We start from the raw sequence: 16,479 nt of genomic DNA on the forward strand, positions 1-16,479 counted from the left end.
GGTTGGGGCAGGCAGCATAAGGAAAAAGATCATGTCCAGCGTTGATGATGTAATTTCGTTCTGGTTGGAAGATGTCGGCCCCGCAAAATGGTATGCGCAAAGCGATGCACTGGACGACGAAATCCGCGACCGATTCATGGCGCTGTGGGAGAAGGCGCGTGACGGGCGCCTGCTGAACTGGGCGTCATGCCCGCGCGGGGCCTTGGCATTCCTGATTGTCACGGACCAGTTCCCGCGCAACATGTTCCGCAATGATGCGCGCGCCTTCGCAACCGATGAACTGGCGCGGCGAATTGCGGCGCGCGCGTGCCATCTTGGGTTTGATTGCCAGATTGACGAACCTGCGCGCCAGTTTTTCTATTTGCCGCTGATGCATTCCGAAAGCCAGATGGATCAGGACCGGTGTGTGCGCATGTTCTTGTTGCGCATGCCGCAAACCGGGGCGGACAATTTGCTTCATGCCCGCGCGCACCGCGCCGTCATCCGCGAATTCGGGCGCTTTCCCTATCGCAATGATGCCTTGGGGCGGACCAGCACGGCACCGGAACGCGCCTTTCTGGCGCGCGGTGGATATATGGACGCGCTGACGCAACTGAAAAGCGCCGCATGAGCACGGTATGCCGGGAATGCATGGCAGGGTTTCGTCTTGCGCGTTGCGGTGGGGTCGTAAATAGTTTAATGGCAAACTACTTTCAGATACGCGTGCAGAAGGGGAAACCATATGGCCGCCAGATCGTTTGACCTTGTCGTAATCGGTGCAGGGCCGGGGGGCTATGTTGCAGCCATTCGCGCTGCACAACTGGGCAAATCCGTGGCAATCGTCGAACGCGAGAATTTGGGCGGCATCTGCCTGAACTGGGGCTGTATCCCGACCAAGGCCTTGTTGCGGTCCGCCGAAGTGTTCCATCTGATGCACCGCGCCAAGGAATTCGGCCTGACCGCTGAAAAAATCGGGTTCGATCTGGATGCGGTGGTCAAACGATCCCGCAAGGTGGCCGGGCAATTGTCGGGCGGCATTGGCCATCTGATGAAGAAGAACAAGATCACTGTGGTGATGGGCGAAGCGACCCTGCCGGCCAAAGGCAAGGTCAGCGTAAAGACCGACAAGGGCACCGAGGAACTTGCGGCTGCAAATATCATTCTGGCCACGGGCGCGCGGGCGCGCGAACTGCCCGGACTGGAAGCGGACGGCGATCTGGTGTGGACCTACAGGCACGCATTGCAGCCCAAGCGCATGCCAAAGAAACTGCTGGTTATCGGGTCCGGGGCCATCGGGATAGAATTTGCCAGTTTCTTCAACACGCTAGGCGCGGATGTGACTGTCGTTGAAGTGATGGAACGTATTTTGCCTGTTGAAGATGCCGAGATCAGTGCCTTCGCGCAAAAACAGTTCGAAAAGCAGGGCATGACCATTATGACCAAGGCCATGGTCAAGAAACTGGACCGTGCGAAGGGCAAGGTCACAGCCCATATCGAACGTCGCGGCAAGGTTGAAACGCACGAATTCGACACAGTGATTTCTGCAGTGGGGATCGTGGCCAATACCGAAGGGTTGGGGCTGGAAAAGCTGGGCGCAAAGATTGACCGGTCCTTTGTCGTGACAGATGACTATTGCCGCACAGGGGTTGAGGGGCTGTATGTGATTGGCGATGCCACCAATGGCCCGTGGCTGGCGCATAAGGCCAGCCACGAAGGCGTGATGGTTGCCGAACTGATTGCGGGTGGCCATCCGCATGCGGTTGATCCGGCCAGCATTGCCGGCTGCACCTATTGCCACCCGCAAGTTGCATCCGTGGGATTGACCGAAGCCAAGGCAAAAGAGCAGGGCTACGCCGTCAAGGTGGGGCGTTTCCCGTTCATTGGCAATGGCAAGGCAATCGCGCTGGGCGAGCCGGAAGGCATGATCAAGACCATATTCGACGCCAAAACTGGCGAATTGCTGGGCGCACATATGATCGGCGCCGAGGTGACGGAGCTGATACAAGGCTATGTGATCGGGCGGACACTGGAAACGACCGAGGAAGATTTGATGAACACTGTCTTCCCGCACCCGACACTAAGCGAAATGATGCATGAATCCGTGCTTGACGCATATGGGCGCGCGCTGCATTTCTGATATTGCCAAAATGCGCGGCTGCGCCGCAAGCCCATATGTCACGCCCTGCCTGCGGCAGGGCGTTCCTGTTTGGCGCGCGATCAGAGGGATGTAGACAATCACGATGCAGCGGTTTGATGTTGTTATTCTGGGGGCCGGGGCGGCGGGGCTGTTTTGCGCCATCGAGGCGGGCAGGCGCGGGCGGCGTGTCGCGCTGATAGACCATGCCCGCGCCCCGGGTGAGAAAATTCGCATTTCGGGGGGCGGGCGGTGCAATTTCACCAATCTTCACATCGGACCCGAGAAATTCATATCCCAAAACCCGCGTTTCGCGCTGTCCGCCTTGCGGCGCTATACGCAGCATGATTTCACCGACAGGGTGCGCCGCGCGGGGATTGCGTTTCACGAAAAAACCCTTGGGCAGTTGTTTTGCGATGGATCATCGCGCGCCATTGTGGCGATGCTGCTGGACGATATGACACAGGCCGGTGTGCAGTTATATCTTGGCACATCAGTGGGGGCTGTGTCCCATGATGGCAGCAGGTTCACCGTGCAAACCAGTGCAGGCCAGTTTGATGCCGCGCATCTGGTCGTGGCTACTGGCGGGAAATCCATCCCCAAGATGGGGGCCACGGGGCTGGGGTATCAACTGGCCGAGCAATTCGGGCACAAGGTTATCGAAACACGCCCCGCGCTGGTGCCGCTGGTGTTCTCCGCGGGGCAGTTGGAGGAGATGACGCCCCTTGCCGGGCTTTCGGTTCAAGCGGTTGTGTCCTGTGGCAAGGCACGATTTCAGGAAGGCTTGCTGTTTACGCATCGCGGTTTGTCCGGCCCGTCTATACTGCAGATTTCAAGTTATTGGCGCGAGGGGCAGGGGGTTGATGTGAACCTTGCACCTGATATTGAGACCTTGCCGGTATTGGAGGCGCAAAAGCACAGCAACGGACGACAGGCCGTGCACACTGCCCTGAACAGATTTCTACCAGAGAAACTGGCACGACAGGTCGCGCTGCGGGCACAGATTCAGGGGAATTTGGCAGATCAATCCAAACTGGCGCTGGCGCGCGTCAGGGATGCCATTCACGGGTGGCATGTCGTCCCTGTAGGAACCGAAGGATACCGGACTGCAGAAGTGACCTTGGGCGGAGTTGATACCCAGCAACTGGATGCGCGAACGATGGAATCGCGGTCCCAAAAGGGACTGTTCTTCATCGGCGAGGTGGTTGATGTGACCGGTTGGTTGGGGGGATATAATTTTCAATGGGCATGGTCATCAGGCTGGGCGGCGGGTCAGGTGGCCTGATGACCCCCTGAAACGCTGACCATGCCCTGAGCGGCAAAGACCATGGAGCATATCAACTTCATTCGCATCCATGAGACATGCGCTAACTTATTGATTGCACATGTCCGAAAAGCTCAAAACCGGTTTTTGAGCAACATGCCCTAGCCAGACACCTGTTCACGCAACACCGAAGCTGTCATCGACAACAGCAAATACACGCCAAGGAAGATCAGGAACGCCACGATCGAATTTTCCAGTTTGCGCGGATAGGTGGCTTCGTCCGGGGCAATGGGTTCGACAGACAGCGCCAGATACCGCACTTGCCTGCTGACTTCCATCCTGGCGCTTTCAAGCTGTTGCATGGCTTGTGCGCGCATCATTTCGCGGGTCTGGACCTCGGCTTCGGCCATGATCAATTCACTTTGGATGCGCGCAAGCGACGACCCCTGACTGGTGCCTTGGGTCATGGAATTGCGCAATGTCTCAATCTCGGCGCGCAGGGCTTCTTCGCGGCGTTCAAGGGGTTGGACGCGCGCGGCGCTGGGGCGGGCATTCGACATCATTTCCTGAAGACTCAGGCGGGTTTGGGTCAGTTCCGTCTCAAGGGCGACAATGCGCTGTGACAACAGCGACAATTCCACCTCGCCCGAAATGATCGAGGAACGTTCCTGCAGTTCCACGGCGGCCTGCCGGGCCTCGACCAGGTTTAGCTGGGCTTCTTCAAGGCTGGCTCGCGCTTCGCGCATCTGGCTGTCGCGCAGGCGCTGGGTCATCATGTCGACATGTTCTTCCGCATATCGGATCAAGGCCCGCGCGAAACGTTCGCTATCAGCAGGGGAGGCCGCGATCACTTCCATGCGCACGACGCCTTCGGTCGGGTCATAGCCGATCCGGACGTTGCGCTGATACAGTTTATACGCGGCCTCATCGGTGGCATCGTCTGCAAGGCGGCGCAGGATGTCTATCTGCGGGGTGCGGAAATGGTCCTTGAAGCCTTCCTCGGTGTCCAGCCGCAGCATGGCGCCGCGCGATTGCAGGAAGCTTTGCACTGAAGTGGCCTCATTCTGGCCGCCCATGCCCATTCCGGCCGCCGATGGCAGCACGCCAGACAGCGCGCCCATGCCAGACTGGCTGTCAGCTTGCTGGATGACAAATTCGCTTTGGGTTGCATACATGGGCGTTGCGATAACATAGAAATACCATGTTACAATGAACGTGGGCAACGTCACAAAGGCCAACAGGCGCGCGCCAAGCAAGGCCAGCCGTTTGCGGCGGCGCTTGGTAATATCGCGGCGCACTTTCGCAAGTTCGCGTTCACGGTCCGCCGCAATGCGCGCCATGCGCGATTGTGCAACATTCAGCGGGTCCTCGCCGGTTGCAGGCGCGGTTTCGCCGCGCAACGCAACTTCGCGCGAGGGGCTTTTTTCCCCGTCATCCAGCAAATCCAGCATGGTGGACCGCGCAAAGGGGTCTATGCCGCGCTGGCGTAAAATAAGCACGGCTTCATAGGCGGATGTCGCGCGGATGCCGTGTTTCTGGGCCACCCGCATGGCCATGCGCAACTGGCGCGCGGTCAGGCCTTCGCTGCGGATTGCCTCAATCGTCAGGGCCACATCTGCCCCCCCCTCGACATCGGCGGAATGGGCGGCCATGTCTACGGTCGGGGGTGTTTCGGTGGCGTTGGCTTGTTCGGGATGTGGGGCGGTTTGCGCCGGTTCTTCCGCAGGCGTGGTCTGCGCGCGGGCCGTGCCGGTGTGCGATGAGTGCGCTGGCGCGCGGTCACCTTGTGGCGGCGCCGCCCTGGAGCGTTTTTGCACGCTTATGGCTGCAACGGGCCGGGATGCTGGTTGCGGCGCTGCGGCAGCGGGCGCCACATCAGCGCCCGCAACGGCCGACAGGGTTGCGGATTGCGCAGTTCTGCGCAGGCGAAAACGCTGGGATTTAACTGGAGTAGTCATACAGTTCTTTCGCTTGTTCAAGCGTATCAAAAAAATACATCTTGCCATCCCGCAGCACAGCAGCAGAACTGCAGAATTGCTGCAAGGTTTCTACCTGATGCGATACAATTACAAGGCCGGATTGATCGAACCGTTCCTGCATGACCGTTCCCGCGCGCTTGTTGAATGCGGTATCCGTGGTCGATGGCATCCCCTCATCCACCAGATACAGGTCGAAATTCATGGCCAGCATCAACGCAAGTGCCAGACGCGCGCGCATACCGGCGCTGTAGGTGCCAATAGGCATATCGAAATATTCGCCGATATCACACATCCAGCGGCAGAACGCTTCCACATAATCCGGGTCAAGGCTGTAGAGCGTTGCGATGTAGCGGATATTTTCCGTGGCCGTGTGTTTGGTGATCAGCCCACCCATGAACCCCAGCGGAAAGGACACACTGCAATTGCGGTGAATTTTTCCACTGTCGGGTTTTTCCAGCCCTGCCATCATGTTGATGACGGTGGTTTTCCCTGTCCCGTTCTGGGCCAGCACGCCCAGCCGCATGCCCGGTGTTATGGTAAAGCTGGCATCGGCCAGAATGACCTTGTGCTGTGTGCCGGTCCAGTAGGATTTGCTGACACTCTCGAAGCTTAACATACCTGCATACACCTGAAACTTATAGAGAACGGATACAAACGTGGTCTGGTCGCGCGACATTACGATGAAAGGGTATCTAGTTCGATAATGCGGCGAAAATATGGGTAACGCGTGCAACAAACAAGGGCGTCAACTCGTTTTTGGGCCACAGGGTGTCGGGCAAAAACAGGCCCCACCCGAACCTGTCCCGGCTGTTTCTGCCCGCCTGCAGCGCGGATACGGTGGATAAAGGGGTCCATTCCTGCGGCAACACGCGCTGCCCTATCGGGGTTTCTTGACAGCGGGACTATTCTTGAAAATCCTGTGTGACCCAATGCAGGCCTGACTTTATGATGATTTTACAAAGCAGTCCCTTGAATTCAAACGCGCATTTTTACAATGCCTTGCACAAGCCCCAGACAAGACGCCATGTTTTATTGGGTTTTCTGGTGACCCCGGCAGGATTCGAACCTGCAACCTGCCCCTTAGGAGGGGGCTGCTCTATCCAGTTGAGCCACGGGGCCATGTGCTCTTGCAATAGCGTGTCAGGAGGCGCTTGTCACGGGGGTGGCTTCGCTCTTGCTCATTGTTATGATCAGGCGCTAACATCATCTTCGACCCAACTCTGACAGGATTACGGATTTGCCCCCTTATCTGCCCCCTGAAAGCCACCGCCCCCTGACGCTGCGGGATGTCTCTGATGCAAGCGGTGTCAGTGAAATGACAGTCAGTCGCGTGTTGCGCAACCGTGCGGATGTGTCGCCCGCAACCCGCGACAAGGTGCTGGCCGCCGCCAAGGCGCTGGGCTATGTGCCCAACAAGATCGCCGGTGCATTGGCCAGCCAGCGTGTCAATCTGGTGGGGGTGGTTATACCGTCGCTGGCCAATATGGTGTTTCCCGAAGTGCTGGGCGGTATTTCCGACGCGCTGGAGGATTCGGGGCTGCAACCTGTGTTCGGTGCGACAGATTACAAGCCCGAGCGCGAGGAGAATGTCATCTATGAAATGCTGTCATGGCGCCCGTCTGGCATGATTCTTGCGGGGCTGGAGCATTCGGAAGCCGCGCGTGCCATGCTGGCTGCAGCCGGTGTTCCGATTGTCGAGATCATGGATATTGACGGCACCCCGATCGATTCCATGGTGGGGATTTCCCACAAACGTGCAGGTCGCGAAATGGCCGAAGCGATCCTGGCCGCAGGTTATCGCCGGATCGGGTTCATGGGGTCCAAAATGCCCGATGACCACCGCGCGCGCAAACGGCTGGAAGGGTTCACCGAAGCGCTGACCGCGGCAGGGGTATCGCTGGCGGCAACCGAGCATTACGCGGGCGGGTCGTCGCTGGCCAAGGGGCGCGAAATGACAGCGGCCATTCTGCAGGCCAACCCGGACCTTGATTTCCTGTATTATTCCAACGACATGATCGGTGCAGGCGGGTTGCTGTACTGTCTGGATCAGGGGCTTGATGTGCCGGGGAAAATCGGGCTTGCGGGGTTCAACGGGCTGGAATTGCTGGACGGCTTGCGCTTGCGACTGGCCACAACAGATGCCTGCCGCCGCGAAATTGGCCAGCAGGCTGCCGAAATCGTTGCGGGTAAAAACAAGGACGGCACCATCGGCGGCAGGATCATCGAACTTAGTCCGCGCATGGCGCCCGGCGATACGATCCGCCAAATACGCTAGCGCGCAACAGGGGCCGGTTGCGGGGCTTTCCCTTGGCGGACAGGGGCGCTAAACACGGTTCCAAACCAAAGCAACGGGGCCGGACAGATGGCGATGGACAAGAATTTTCAGGCGCAGACCGCCGAGCGGCGCATTGCCGAGATGTGGCACGCGCAAAACGCCTTTGCAGCAGGCGCGAACAAGCGCCGCGATGACGCCTTCAGCATCATGATTCCGCCGCCCAATGTGACGGGCAGCCTGCATATGGGCCATGCATTCAACAACACGCTGCAAGATATTCTGGTGCGGTGGAAACGCATGCAGGGCTTTGATACGCTGTGGCAACCCGGACAGGACCATGCAGGCATTGCCACGCAGATGGTTGTTGAACGCGAACTGGCCAAGCAAGGCAAGAAGCGCACCGATTTCACCCGCGATGAATTTCTGGCCAAGGTCTGGGAGTGGAAGGCGCAATCGGGCGGTACCATTATCGGACAGTTGCAGCGGTTGGGTTGTTCGCTGGACTGGTCGCGCAATGCCTTTACCATGTCGGGCGCACCCGGAGCGCCCGCAGGCGAGGATGGCAATTTCCACGATGCCGTCATCAAAGTGTTTGTGGAGATGTACAACAAGGGCCTGATCTATCGCGGGAAACGATTGGTCAACTGGGACCCGCATTTTGAGACAGCGATTTCCGATCTGGAAGTTGAGAATATCGAGACTGACGGCCATATGTGGCATTTCAAATACCCGCTGGCTGGTGGCGAAAGTTATGAGTATTTGGAGCAAGATGAAGACGGGACGGTGATTTTCCGCGAGATGCGGGACTATATTTCCATTGCGACGACGCGGCCTGAAACCATGTTGGGGGACGGGGCGGTTGCAGTTCATCCATCAGATAAACGTTATGCGCCAATTGTTGGAAAACTATGTGAAATCCCGGTTGGTCCGAAAGAGCATCGCCGCTTGATCCCGATTATCACTGATGAGTATCCGGATCCCGCCTTCGGGTCTGGCGCGGTCAAGATTACCGGTGCGCATGACGCCAATGATTATGGCGTGGCCAAGCGCGGCGGGATACCGATGTATCGGTTGATGGACACGCGCGCGCAGATGCGCGCGGATGGCGCAGCCTATGCCGAGGCCGCCGCGATTGCGGGTGCTGTGGCGCGCGGTGAGCGGGTGCTGTCCGAGGCAGAGGCCGACGCGCTGAACCTTGTGCCTGACCATCTGCGGGGCCTTGACCGCTATGCGGCGCGTGAACGCGTGGTGGAAGAAATCACGGCCGAGGGGTTGGCGGTGATGACCCGTGCGGATGATCCGCGGCTGGGGCGCAAGCCGGGTGCGGAGGATGACCCCGCTGAACTGGTGCCGCTGGTTGAGGCGAAGAAGATCATGCAACCCTTTGGCGACAGGTCCAAAGTTGTGATTGAGCCGATGTTGACGGACCAGTGGTTTGTTGATGCCGAAAAGGTCGTCGGGCCGGCGCTGGATGCGGTGCGCGATGGCCGTGTGAAGATCATGCCGGAGAGCGGCGAGAAGACCTATTACCACTGGCTGGAGAATATTGAACCGTGGTGCATTTCGCGGCAATTGTGGTGGGGGCATCAGATTCCGGTTTGGTATGATGAAGACGGGAAGATGTTTTGCGCTCCGACAGAGGCGGATGCCCAAGATATGGCGCAAGGACGAAAGTTAATGCGCGACCCCGACGTGCTTGACACATGGTTCTCCTCGGGCCTTTGGCCCATCGGGACGCTGGGCTGGCCGGAGCGGACGGAGGAGTTGCAGAAATACTTTCCGACCAGCGTGTTGATCACCGGACAGGACATTCTGTTCTTCTGGGTCGCGCGCATGATGATGATGCAATTGGCGGTGGTGGATGAAATACCATTCCACCATGTCTATCTGCATGGGCTGGTGCGCGATGCCAAGGGCAAGAAGATGTCCAAATCCCTTGGTAATGTCGTTGATCCGCTGGAAATCATTGATGAATACGGCGCGGATGCGCTGCGCTTTACCAATGCGGCCATGGCCAGTATGGGCGGGGTGCTGAAGCTGGATACAAGCCGCATTGCGGGGTATCGCAATTTCACCACCAAGCTGTGGAATGCATGCCGCTTTGCCGAGATGAACGGGGTTTGGGACAAGCACAGCACGCAGGCGGCCCCGCCGCAGGCGCAGGCGACCGTCAACCGCTGGATCATTGGCGAAACCGCGCAGGTGCGCGAAGCTGTCGATGCGGCGCTGACTGATTACCGCTTTAATGATGCGGCGAATGCGCTGTATGCCTTCGTTTGGGGCAAGGTGTGTGACTGGTATGTGGAATTCGCCAAGCCCCTGTTTGATGGCGATCAGGCGCAGGAAACCCGCGACACAATGGCATGGGTGTTGGATCAGTGCATGATCCTGTTGCACCCGATCATGCCGTTTATCACAGAAGAATTGTGGCAGCTGACAGGGGCGCGCGACAAGCTTTGCGCGCATGCCGACTGGCCGGAATACGGGGCGGACCTGGTGGACGCTGGGGCCATGCGGGAAATGAACTGGGTGATCGGACTGATTGAAACCATCCGATCTGCGCGCCAGCAATTGCGCGTGCCGGTAGGGTTGAAGCTGAACATGGTGCAACTGGACCTGAACGCGGAGGGGCAGGCGGCCTTGGCGCGCAATATGGCGCTGGTGTCGAAACTGGCGCGTATTGCGTCGCTGGAACAGGTGGATGCGCTGCCCAAAGGGTCCATTACTGTGGCGGTCGAAGGGGGTACGTTCGGCCTGCCGCTGGAAGGGGTGATTGACATTGCCGCCGAAAAGGACCGGCTGCAAAAGACCCGAGCCAAGGCCGAGAAGGAACGTGCGGGCATTGAGGGGCGCTTGAACAACGCCAAATTCGTGGCCAGTGCGCCAGAAGAGGTTGTGAGCGAGGCGCGCGAAAAATCCGCTTTGCTGGCCGAGGAGATCGACCGCCTTGGCGGCGCCTTGGCGCAGTTGCAAGATATTGGCTGATCAAAGGGGCGCAGGGGTTACCCCTGTGCCCCGTCCAGTGGCCCAAGGGCGCGCCCGTCTTCGACTGGGGGGAAGGGCGTGGTGTTTTCAGCGTCAAACAGGCTGCCCAGCCGTTCGACTGCGGCCAGCATCATGGTTTGTTCCCAGCTTTCCAGTTTTCGAAACCGCGTGGTGAAGCGTTCATGCAAGGGGTCGGGCGTCTGGTCCAGCAGGGCGCGGCCTGTGTCTGTCAAGATAACCCATATCGCGCGCCGGTCCGAATGCCTGCGTTCGCGCCGCACCAGCCCGCGCAGCTCCAACTTGTCAATCTGGGTTGAAATCGTCGCCTGACCAACCCCCAGCGCGCGCGCAATGTCGCGCGGCATTTCCTGCCCGTTTTTTGCCAGCGTATACAGCACAAGCAATTGCGCCTGCGACAGATTGGACGCCCGCGCCATAGCGCGCGCGTTCCCTTCCAGTGCGTGCATGATGCGACGCAGCGCAATCAGCGTGTCAGAAGATCGGTCGGTCACGTCAGCCTTGCAATTACGGAATGGGTAGTGGCGACATTGCCGTGTGGGCGGCATAAGTTCAAGGGGCAACTTGTGGGCATTACCTTCTGGATGCGAGAAAGTGCTTTGTCATACAAATAATTATGTAAACGAAGCAATTTTGCTGAAGTTTGTGGATTGTCCGCCATAAATATTCCTTAAATGCCTGAAATTTATTATATAAATTGTCAAGTTTGATAAGAATATGCTTAAGGTTGAAAAATTTTTAGATGTCGCTATATATCGAAAGCCAAAGGAAACGACCAGAAAATGAGCACATGTCGAAAGAAAACCTGAAAATCGTAAGCGCAACCGGTGATCTGTTGCACCTTCGCAAGCCATGCAAGGAAGACGGGTCAGAGGTGTGGAAGCTGGTAGCAGCCTGTCCGCCGCTGGATCAGAATTCGATGTATATGAACCTTGTTCAGTGCGACCATTTTGCAGAAACCTGCATTCTGGCAGAACGCGACGCGCAGGTTCTGGGCTGGATTTCCGGCCACATTCCGCCCGACCAGCCGGACACAATTTTCGTCTGGCAAGTGGCAGTGCACAGCGATGCGCGCGGGTTGGGCTTGGGCAAGCGGATGTTGGCCGCGCTGTTGAACCGTCCTGCCTGTGCCGACGTGCAGGCGCTTGAAACCACGATCACCAAGGGAAATGCCGCGTCCTGGGGCCTGTTTCGCAGCTTCGCGCGCGATCTGGGCGGCCGGCTGTCGGATGCGCCGCATTTTGACCGCGACACCCACCTTGATGGCCAGCATGCGACCGAGCATCTGGTTAAAATAAGCCTGCCACGCAAGGCGCTGCGGATCGCGGCCTGACTCTCGCCCCCGCAGCATTTAATCATAAATTGAAAGGCCAAAAGCCATGACACACGGTTCCAAGACCGATATTTACACACGCCGCGAATCGCAGGCGCGCAGCTATTGCCGCGCCTTCCCGGTAACCTTCACCAAGGCGCAAAACGCCACCATGACCGATGCCGACGGGCGCAGCTACACCGACTTTCTGGCGGGCTGTTCGTCGCTGAATTATGGGCATAACGACCCTGATATGAAAGCCGCGCTTGTGGATCATATCAGCCGTGATGGTGTGTCCCATGGGCTGGATATGCATACTGACGCGAAAGCCGCGTTTCTGGACGCGTTCGAGCGGCTGATTCTGACGCCGCGCGGCATGGACTACAAGTTCATGTTCACTGGACCCACCGGCACAAACGCGGTCGAGGCCGCCATGAAGCTGGCCCGCAAAACCACCGGGCGCGACACCATCATCGCCTTTACCAACGGGTTTCATGGCATGACCATGGGCGCTCTGGCGGCCACTGGCAATGCGGGCAAGCGGGCAGGGGCAGGCATGTCCTTGTCGGGAGTGGTGCGTATGCCCTTTGAGGGGGCTATGGAAGGTGTTGATTCCCTGGCCATGATCCGCGCCATGCTGGAAAACCCGTCCAGCGGGATTGATGCGCCTGCCGCGTTCCTGATTGAACCGGTGCAGGGCGAAGGCGGGTTGAACGCCGCCAGCACCGAATTTCTGAAAGGGCTGCAAGCACTGGCGCGCGAACATGGCGCGCTGGTCATCATGGATGACATTCAGGCAGGTGTCGGGCGTACTGGCCCCTTCTTCAGCTTTGAAGGGATGGGCATTCAGCCCGACCTGATCCCGCTTGCGAAATCGCTGTCGGGGATGGGGCTGCCCTTTGCGGGGCTGCTGATCCGCCCGGATCTGGATGTATGGAAACCTGCCGAGCATAACGGCACCTTCCGCGGCAATAACCATGCCTTTGTGACCGCGCGTGTGGCCCTTGAAAAATTCTGGGCCAATGATGCGTTCCAGCGCCAGACCGAAGCGAAATCAGCCTTTCTGACGGAACGCCTGCGCGCGATTGCTGCGCATGTTCCCGGTGCCACCCTGAAGGGGCGCGGCATGATGCAGGGTGTTGATGTGGGCAGCGGTGACATGGCAGCGGATATTTGCGCAACATGCTTTGAACACGGGCTGATCATCGAAACATCGGGCGCCCATGACGAAGTGGTGAAAGTTCTTGCGCCCCTGACGATTCCGCAAGACCAATTTGCGGCCGGACTTGATATTCTGGAAACCGCCGTGAAGGCGCAAACCAGTCAGAAAATTGCAGCGGAGTAAGCAGGCATGATCATTCGTGACTTTCACAAGGAAAAAACCACCGACCGGCGCGTAGGCGCCCAACAATGGGAGTCGGTGCGTTTGTTGCTGGCTGATGACGGGATGGGGTTTTCGTTCCACATCACCACCATTGCGGCGGGCAGCGAACATACGTTCCATTACAAGAACCACTTTGAAAGTGTGTATTGCATTTCGGGCGAAGGCAGCATCGAAGATCTGGCCACGGGCGACGTGCATGAATTGCGCCCCGGTGTGATGTATGCGCTGAACCTGCATGACAAGCACACCCTTCGGTGCAAGACGGAAATGGTGTTCGCGTGCTGCTTCAACCCGCCTGTGACGGGGAAGGAAGTTCACCGCGAAGACGGGTCCTACGCACTTGAAAATTCCTGAACCAAAGGCGGGCAGGGGTGAAAAGCTACCTGCCCAAATCCCAATGACGCACACTGTTGAGAAAATCGGCGGCACTTGCATGAGCCGCGCGCGCGAATTGCTTGACACGCTTTATGTCGGTGACCGCGACCAAGCCGCAATTTACAACCGCGTTTTTGTCGTATCCGCGTTTGGCGGCATTACCAACATGCTGCTGGAACACAAGAAAACCGGGTCACCCGGTGTGTATGCCCGTTTTGCCCATGACGATAGTGGTGCAGGCTGGGGCGACGCACTGCGCGACACGGCCGCGCGCATGTGCGAAATCCACGGCGAGATTCTGGACCATGACGGTGACCGCGACCGCGCCGATGCGTTCGTGCGCGACCGCATTGAAGGGGCGCGTGCGTGTTTGCTGGATCTGCAGCGCCTTGGGTCATACGGGCATTTCCGTATTGACCAGCAAATGCAGACCGTGCGCGAATTGCTGTCGGGCATGGGCGAGGCGCATTCTGCCTTCGTCACAGCGCTTCTTTTGCAACGTCGCGGCGTGAATGCGCGCTTTGTGGACTTGTCCGGTTGGCGTGATGACTGCAACCCCGACTTGTCAGAACGCTTGAATAAAGCGATGGAAGGCATTGATCTGACTTTGGAATTGCCTATCGTAACAGGATATGCCCATTGCGCTGAGGGGCTGATGCGCGAATATGATCGTGGCTATTCCGAAGTGGTCTTTGCCCATCTTGCTGCCCAGACGCGCGCGGCGGAAGCGATTATTCATAAGGAATTTCACCTGTCATCGGCCGACCCCAAAATTGTGGGCGAGGAAAACACCCGCAAGATTGGACGAACCAGCTATGATGTGGCCGACCAGCTGTCCAATCTGGGTATGGAAGCCATTCACCCGAATGCGGCGCGCGTGTTGCGCCGCGCGGATGTGCCCTTGCGCGTGAAACACGCGTTTGAACCCGAAGACCCCGGCACGCTGATTGGACCCGATGGGGGCAGTGCGGGGCGCGTGGAAATGGTCACCGGCCTTGGGGTGCATGCGTTCGAAGTGCATGAACCCGACATGGTGGGCGTGAAGGGCTATGATGCGTGCATTCTGGACGCGCTGGCGCGGCACAATATCTGGATCGTGTCCAAACATTCCAATGCCAACACCATCACGCATTATCTTAGCGGGACATTGAAGGCCATCCGCCGTGTTGAACGCGACATCCTGAAAACCTATCCCAATGCCGAAGTGACGGCGCGGCCCTTGGCCATGGTGTCGGTGATCGGGTCGGATATAAGCGAGATTTCGGTTCTGGCGCGTGGACTGGCCGCGCTGGAGGATGCGGGCATCAAGGCTTTGGCAGCCCAGCAGGGTTTGCGCCGTGTCGAGGTGCAGTTTCTGTTGCCGCGCGACAGCAAGGACGAGGCCATCAAGGTGTTGCATCATGCCATGGTCACCAAGGCCGAAGCTGCCCCTGCGAAGGTTACCGCCCCGCGCAAGGCCGCCTGAAGCAACACTGTTGCTGAAAATTCAACAAAAGGCCCGCAACTATTCTGTTGCGGGCCTTTTGTTGTCATCCCTTGCGGTCTGGTCCGAAAACAGCGTCCTGTAACTTGGCCACATTGGCCACCAGTCGCGGCAGGCGGCGGATGATCTTGCGGATTTCCAACTGCGTCTCCAGCTTGGTCGCAGGGTCCCCCAGAACCGCGCGCCCTGCGGGGACATTGGTGAACACCCGGCTGGCCCCGCCCACAATCGCATCATCGCCCACGAAAATATTGTCATTCACCGCCACTTTGCCCGCCAGCAGGACACGGTTGCCAATGCGCGCGGACCCCGCGACACCGGCCATGCCGCACATCATGCAATCTTCGCCCATCTGGACATTATGGCCGATCTGGCAGACCGAATCTATCTTGGTGCCCGACCCGATGACCGTGTCGCGGACAGTGCCGCGGTCGATGGATGAATTCGCGCCCAGTTCCACGTCATCCCCGATGCGCACCGCGCCCAGGGACTGGATGCGGTGCCATTTTTGCGCGCGCAGCTGGCGTTCCCCCGACAGGCTGGCGCGTACATCTTCTGCGCCGGACGGTTCGGGCGTGACAAAACTGAACCCGCACCCGCCCACAACGCAATTGGGCTGGCCAATGAACCGCGCGCCAATGACCACACGCGCGCCAATGCGCGCGCCCGCGTGCAAGATAACATCTGCGCCAATCACCACATCTTCCGCCACAGTCACATTCGGGGCAATGCGGGCATTCGGGCCAATGACCGCGCGCGCGCCAATGCTGGTAAACGGGCCAATGCAGGCGCCATCAGCCACCTGCGCTGACGGATGAATAAAGGATTGCGGGTGAATGCCCGTGCCGAAATCATAGCCCGGATCCAGCAATTCTGAAATGCCTGCCATGGCCCAGCGGGGGCGGGGGGCAAACAGCGCGGCCTTCAGACCCAGCGCCTGCCAGTCCGCGCCGTGCCATAAAACGGCGGCCTGTGCCTGCCCCTGTGCCAGCCCTGCGGCATATTTCGGGTCCATCGCCATGGCCAGCGCATCCGGCCCGGCCTGCGCGGGTTCGGCCGCATGGGTGATGGTCAGATCAAGCGCCCCTTCGGCGCGTAAACCCAGCGCATGGGCGATTTCCGCGATGGTATGGGTCATATGTGGCACTCCGCAAGGATAGTTCTGCCGTCTTCCATAGCGAAACACGGGCCCCCCTGCCAGCCCCCCGCGCCAGCCCCCCTGCCACGCCTGCACATTATGCCGGGGCTTGCCCTGCTGGGAGATTCCTGACAGGTGAAAGACACGAAAGGA

At 58.8% G+C, this 16,479-nt stretch carries 13 protein-coding genes and 1 tRNA gene; 9 read left to right on the forward strand and 5 right to left on the reverse strand.

Going from position 1 to position 16,479, the window contains the following annotated elements:
- Positions 1 to 31: 31 nt before the first annotated feature.
- The 3 genes from ACTZWY_RS05795 (at position 32) to ACTZWY_RS05805 (ending at position 3,398) form a co-directional block, all read left to right on the forward strand.
- A complete protein-coding gene (locus tag ACTZWY_RS05795) occupies positions 32 to 610 on the forward strand; it encodes a DUF924 family protein (protein WP_444783212.1) in 579 nt (192 codons plus the stop codon).
- Between the two features lie 111 nt (positions 611 to 721).
- Positions 722 to 2,116 carry a dihydrolipoyl dehydrogenase gene (gene lpdA, locus ACTZWY_RS05800; protein ID WP_444789746.1) on the forward strand — a complete coding sequence of 465 codons (1,395 nt, stop codon included), beginning with the start codon at positions 722 to 724 and terminating at the stop codon, positions 2,114 to 2,116.
- A 103-nt stretch (positions 2,117 to 2,219) separates the two neighbouring features.
- Positions 2,220 to 3,398, forward strand: coding sequence for an NAD(P)/FAD-dependent oxidoreductase (locus ACTZWY_RS05805; RefSeq protein WP_444789747.1), 1,179 nt, complete (start codon positions 2,220 to 2,222; stop codon positions 3,396 to 3,398).
- A 140-nt stretch (positions 3,399 to 3,538) separates the two neighbouring features.
- On the opposite strand, the gene ACTZWY_RS05810 is transcribed toward ACTZWY_RS05805, so the two are convergent.
- The 3 genes from ACTZWY_RS05810 to ACTZWY_RS05820 all read right to left on the reverse strand — a co-directional run bounded on the left by ACTZWY_RS05810 (position 3,539) and on the right by ACTZWY_RS05820 (position 6,475).
- Positions 3,539 to 5,335 (reverse strand): capsule biosynthesis protein, encoded by a 1,797-nt coding sequence (locus ACTZWY_RS05810; protein ID WP_444789748.1) that lies wholly within the window; start codon positions 5,333 to 5,335, stop codon positions 3,539 to 3,541.
- On the reverse strand, positions 5,319 to 5,972 hold the full coding sequence (locus ACTZWY_RS05815) for an ABC transporter ATP-binding protein (RefSeq protein WP_444789749.1): 654 nt from the start codon (positions 5,970 to 5,972) through the stop codon (positions 5,319 to 5,321). The genes ACTZWY_RS05810 and ACTZWY_RS05815 overlap by 17 nt, the downstream gene beginning before the upstream one ends.
- Positions 5,973 to 6,398: 426 nt before the next feature.
- Positions 6,399 to 6,475 (reverse strand) — tRNA-Arg (locus ACTZWY_RS05820).
- Positions 6,476 to 6,593: 118 nt separating this feature from the next.
- On the opposite strand from ACTZWY_RS05820, the gene ACTZWY_RS05825 reads away from it, so the two are divergent.
- Positions 6,594 to 7,631, forward strand: coding sequence for a LacI family DNA-binding transcriptional regulator (locus ACTZWY_RS05825; protein WP_444789750.1), 1,038 nt, complete (start codon positions 6,594 to 6,596; stop codon positions 7,629 to 7,631).
- Positions 7,632 to 7,718: 87 nt separating this feature from the next.
- Positions 7,719 to 10,616: a valine--tRNA ligase gene (locus ACTZWY_RS05830; protein ID WP_444789751.1), complete on the forward strand. Its 2,898-nt coding sequence runs from the start codon at positions 7,719 to 7,721 to the stop codon at positions 10,614 to 10,616.
- 17 nt (positions 10,617 to 10,633) lie between these two features.
- On the opposite strand, the gene ACTZWY_RS05835 is transcribed toward ACTZWY_RS05830, so the two are convergent.
- Positions 10,634 to 11,128, reverse strand: coding sequence for a MarR family winged helix-turn-helix transcriptional regulator (locus tag ACTZWY_RS05835; RefSeq protein WP_444789752.1), 495 nt, complete (start codon positions 11,126 to 11,128; stop codon positions 10,634 to 10,636).
- A gap of 296 nt (positions 11,129 to 11,424) precedes the next feature.
- Between ACTZWY_RS05835 and ectA the strand changes: the two genes are divergently transcribed.
- Genes ectA through ACTZWY_RS05855 form a run of 4 tightly spaced genes read left to right on the forward strand, consistent with a single transcriptional unit; the run spans position 11,425 to position 15,170 of the window.
- Positions 11,425 to 11,967, forward strand: a complete 543-nt coding sequence (ectA, locus tag ACTZWY_RS05840; protein ID WP_444789753.1) for a diaminobutyrate acetyltransferase — start codon at positions 11,425 to 11,427, stop codon at positions 11,965 to 11,967.
- Positions 11,968 to 12,013: 46 nt separating this feature from the next.
- The gene (ectB, locus tag ACTZWY_RS05845; RefSeq protein ID WP_444789754.1) at positions 12,014 to 13,291 is read left to right on the forward strand and encodes a diaminobutyrate--2-oxoglutarate transaminase; all 1,278 of its coding nucleotides are present in this window, start codon (positions 12,014 to 12,016) and stop codon (positions 13,289 to 13,291) included.
- Positions 13,292 to 13,297: 6 nt separating this feature from the next.
- Entirely contained in the window at positions 13,298 to 13,684 is a 387-nt protein-coding gene (locus ACTZWY_RS05850; protein ID WP_444789755.1) for an ectoine synthase, read from the forward strand.
- A 43-nt stretch (positions 13,685 to 13,727) separates the two neighbouring features.
- Positions 13,728 to 15,170, forward strand: a complete 1,443-nt coding sequence (locus ACTZWY_RS05855; protein ID WP_444789756.1) for an aspartate kinase — start codon at positions 13,728 to 13,730, stop codon at positions 15,168 to 15,170.
- Between the two features lie 64 nt (positions 15,171 to 15,234).
- Here the strand turns inward: ACTZWY_RS05855 and ACTZWY_RS05860 are convergent, their stop codons facing one another.
- On the reverse strand, positions 15,235 to 16,326 hold the full coding sequence (locus ACTZWY_RS05860) for a UDP-3-O-(3-hydroxymyristoyl)glucosamine N-acyltransferase (RefSeq protein WP_444789757.1): 1,092 nt from the start codon (positions 16,324 to 16,326) through the stop codon (positions 15,235 to 15,237).
- Between the last annotated feature and the right edge of the window lie 153 nt (positions 16,327 to 16,479).

It is taken from the genome of Roseinatronobacter sp. NSM (assembly GCF_052379845.1).
Classification (GTDB): Bacteria; Pseudomonadota; Alphaproteobacteria; order Rhodobacterales; family Rhodobacteraceae; genus Roseinatronobacter.

Bases quoted from the DNA above. Each gene is read 5' to 3' on its own strand.
- ACTZWY_RS05795 (WP_444783212.1), top strand. From the start codon at position 32: ATGTCCAGCGTTGATGATGTAATTTCGTTCTGGTTGGAAGATGTCGGC.
- lpdA (WP_444789746.1), top strand. From the start codon at position 722: ATGGCCGCCAGATCGTTTGACCTTGTCGTAATCGGTGCAGGGCCGGGG.
- ACTZWY_RS05805 (WP_444789747.1), top strand. From the start codon at position 2,220: ATGCAGCGGTTTGATGTTGTTATTCTGGGGGCCGGGGCGGCGGGGCTG.
- ACTZWY_RS05810 (WP_444789748.1), bottom strand. From the start codon at position 5,335: ATGACTACTCCAGTTAAATCCCAGCGTTTTCGCCTGCGCAGAACTGCG.
- ACTZWY_RS05815 (WP_444789749.1), bottom strand. From the start codon at position 5,972: ATGTTAAGCTTCGAGAGTGTCAGCAAATCCTACTGGACCGGCACACAG.
- ACTZWY_RS05830 (WP_444789751.1), top strand. From the start codon at position 7,719: ATGGCGATGGACAAGAATTTTCAGGCGCAGACCGCCGAGCGGCGCATT.
- ectA (WP_444789753.1), top strand. From the start codon at position 11,425: ATGTCGAAAGAAAACCTGAAAATCGTAAGCGCAACCGGTGATCTGTTG.
- ectB (WP_444789754.1), top strand. From the start codon at position 12,014: ATGACACACGGTTCCAAGACCGATATTTACACACGCCGCGAATCGCAG.
- ACTZWY_RS05850 (WP_444789755.1), top strand. From the start codon at position 13,298: ATGATCATTCGTGACTTTCACAAGGAAAAAACCACCGACCGGCGCGTA.
- ACTZWY_RS05855 (WP_444789756.1), top strand. From the start codon at position 13,728: ATGACGCACACTGTTGAGAAAATCGGCGGCACTTGCATGAGCCGCGCG.
- ACTZWY_RS05860 (WP_444789757.1), bottom strand. From the start codon at position 16,326: ATGACCCATACCATCGCGGAAATCGCCCATGCGCTGGGTTTACGCGCC.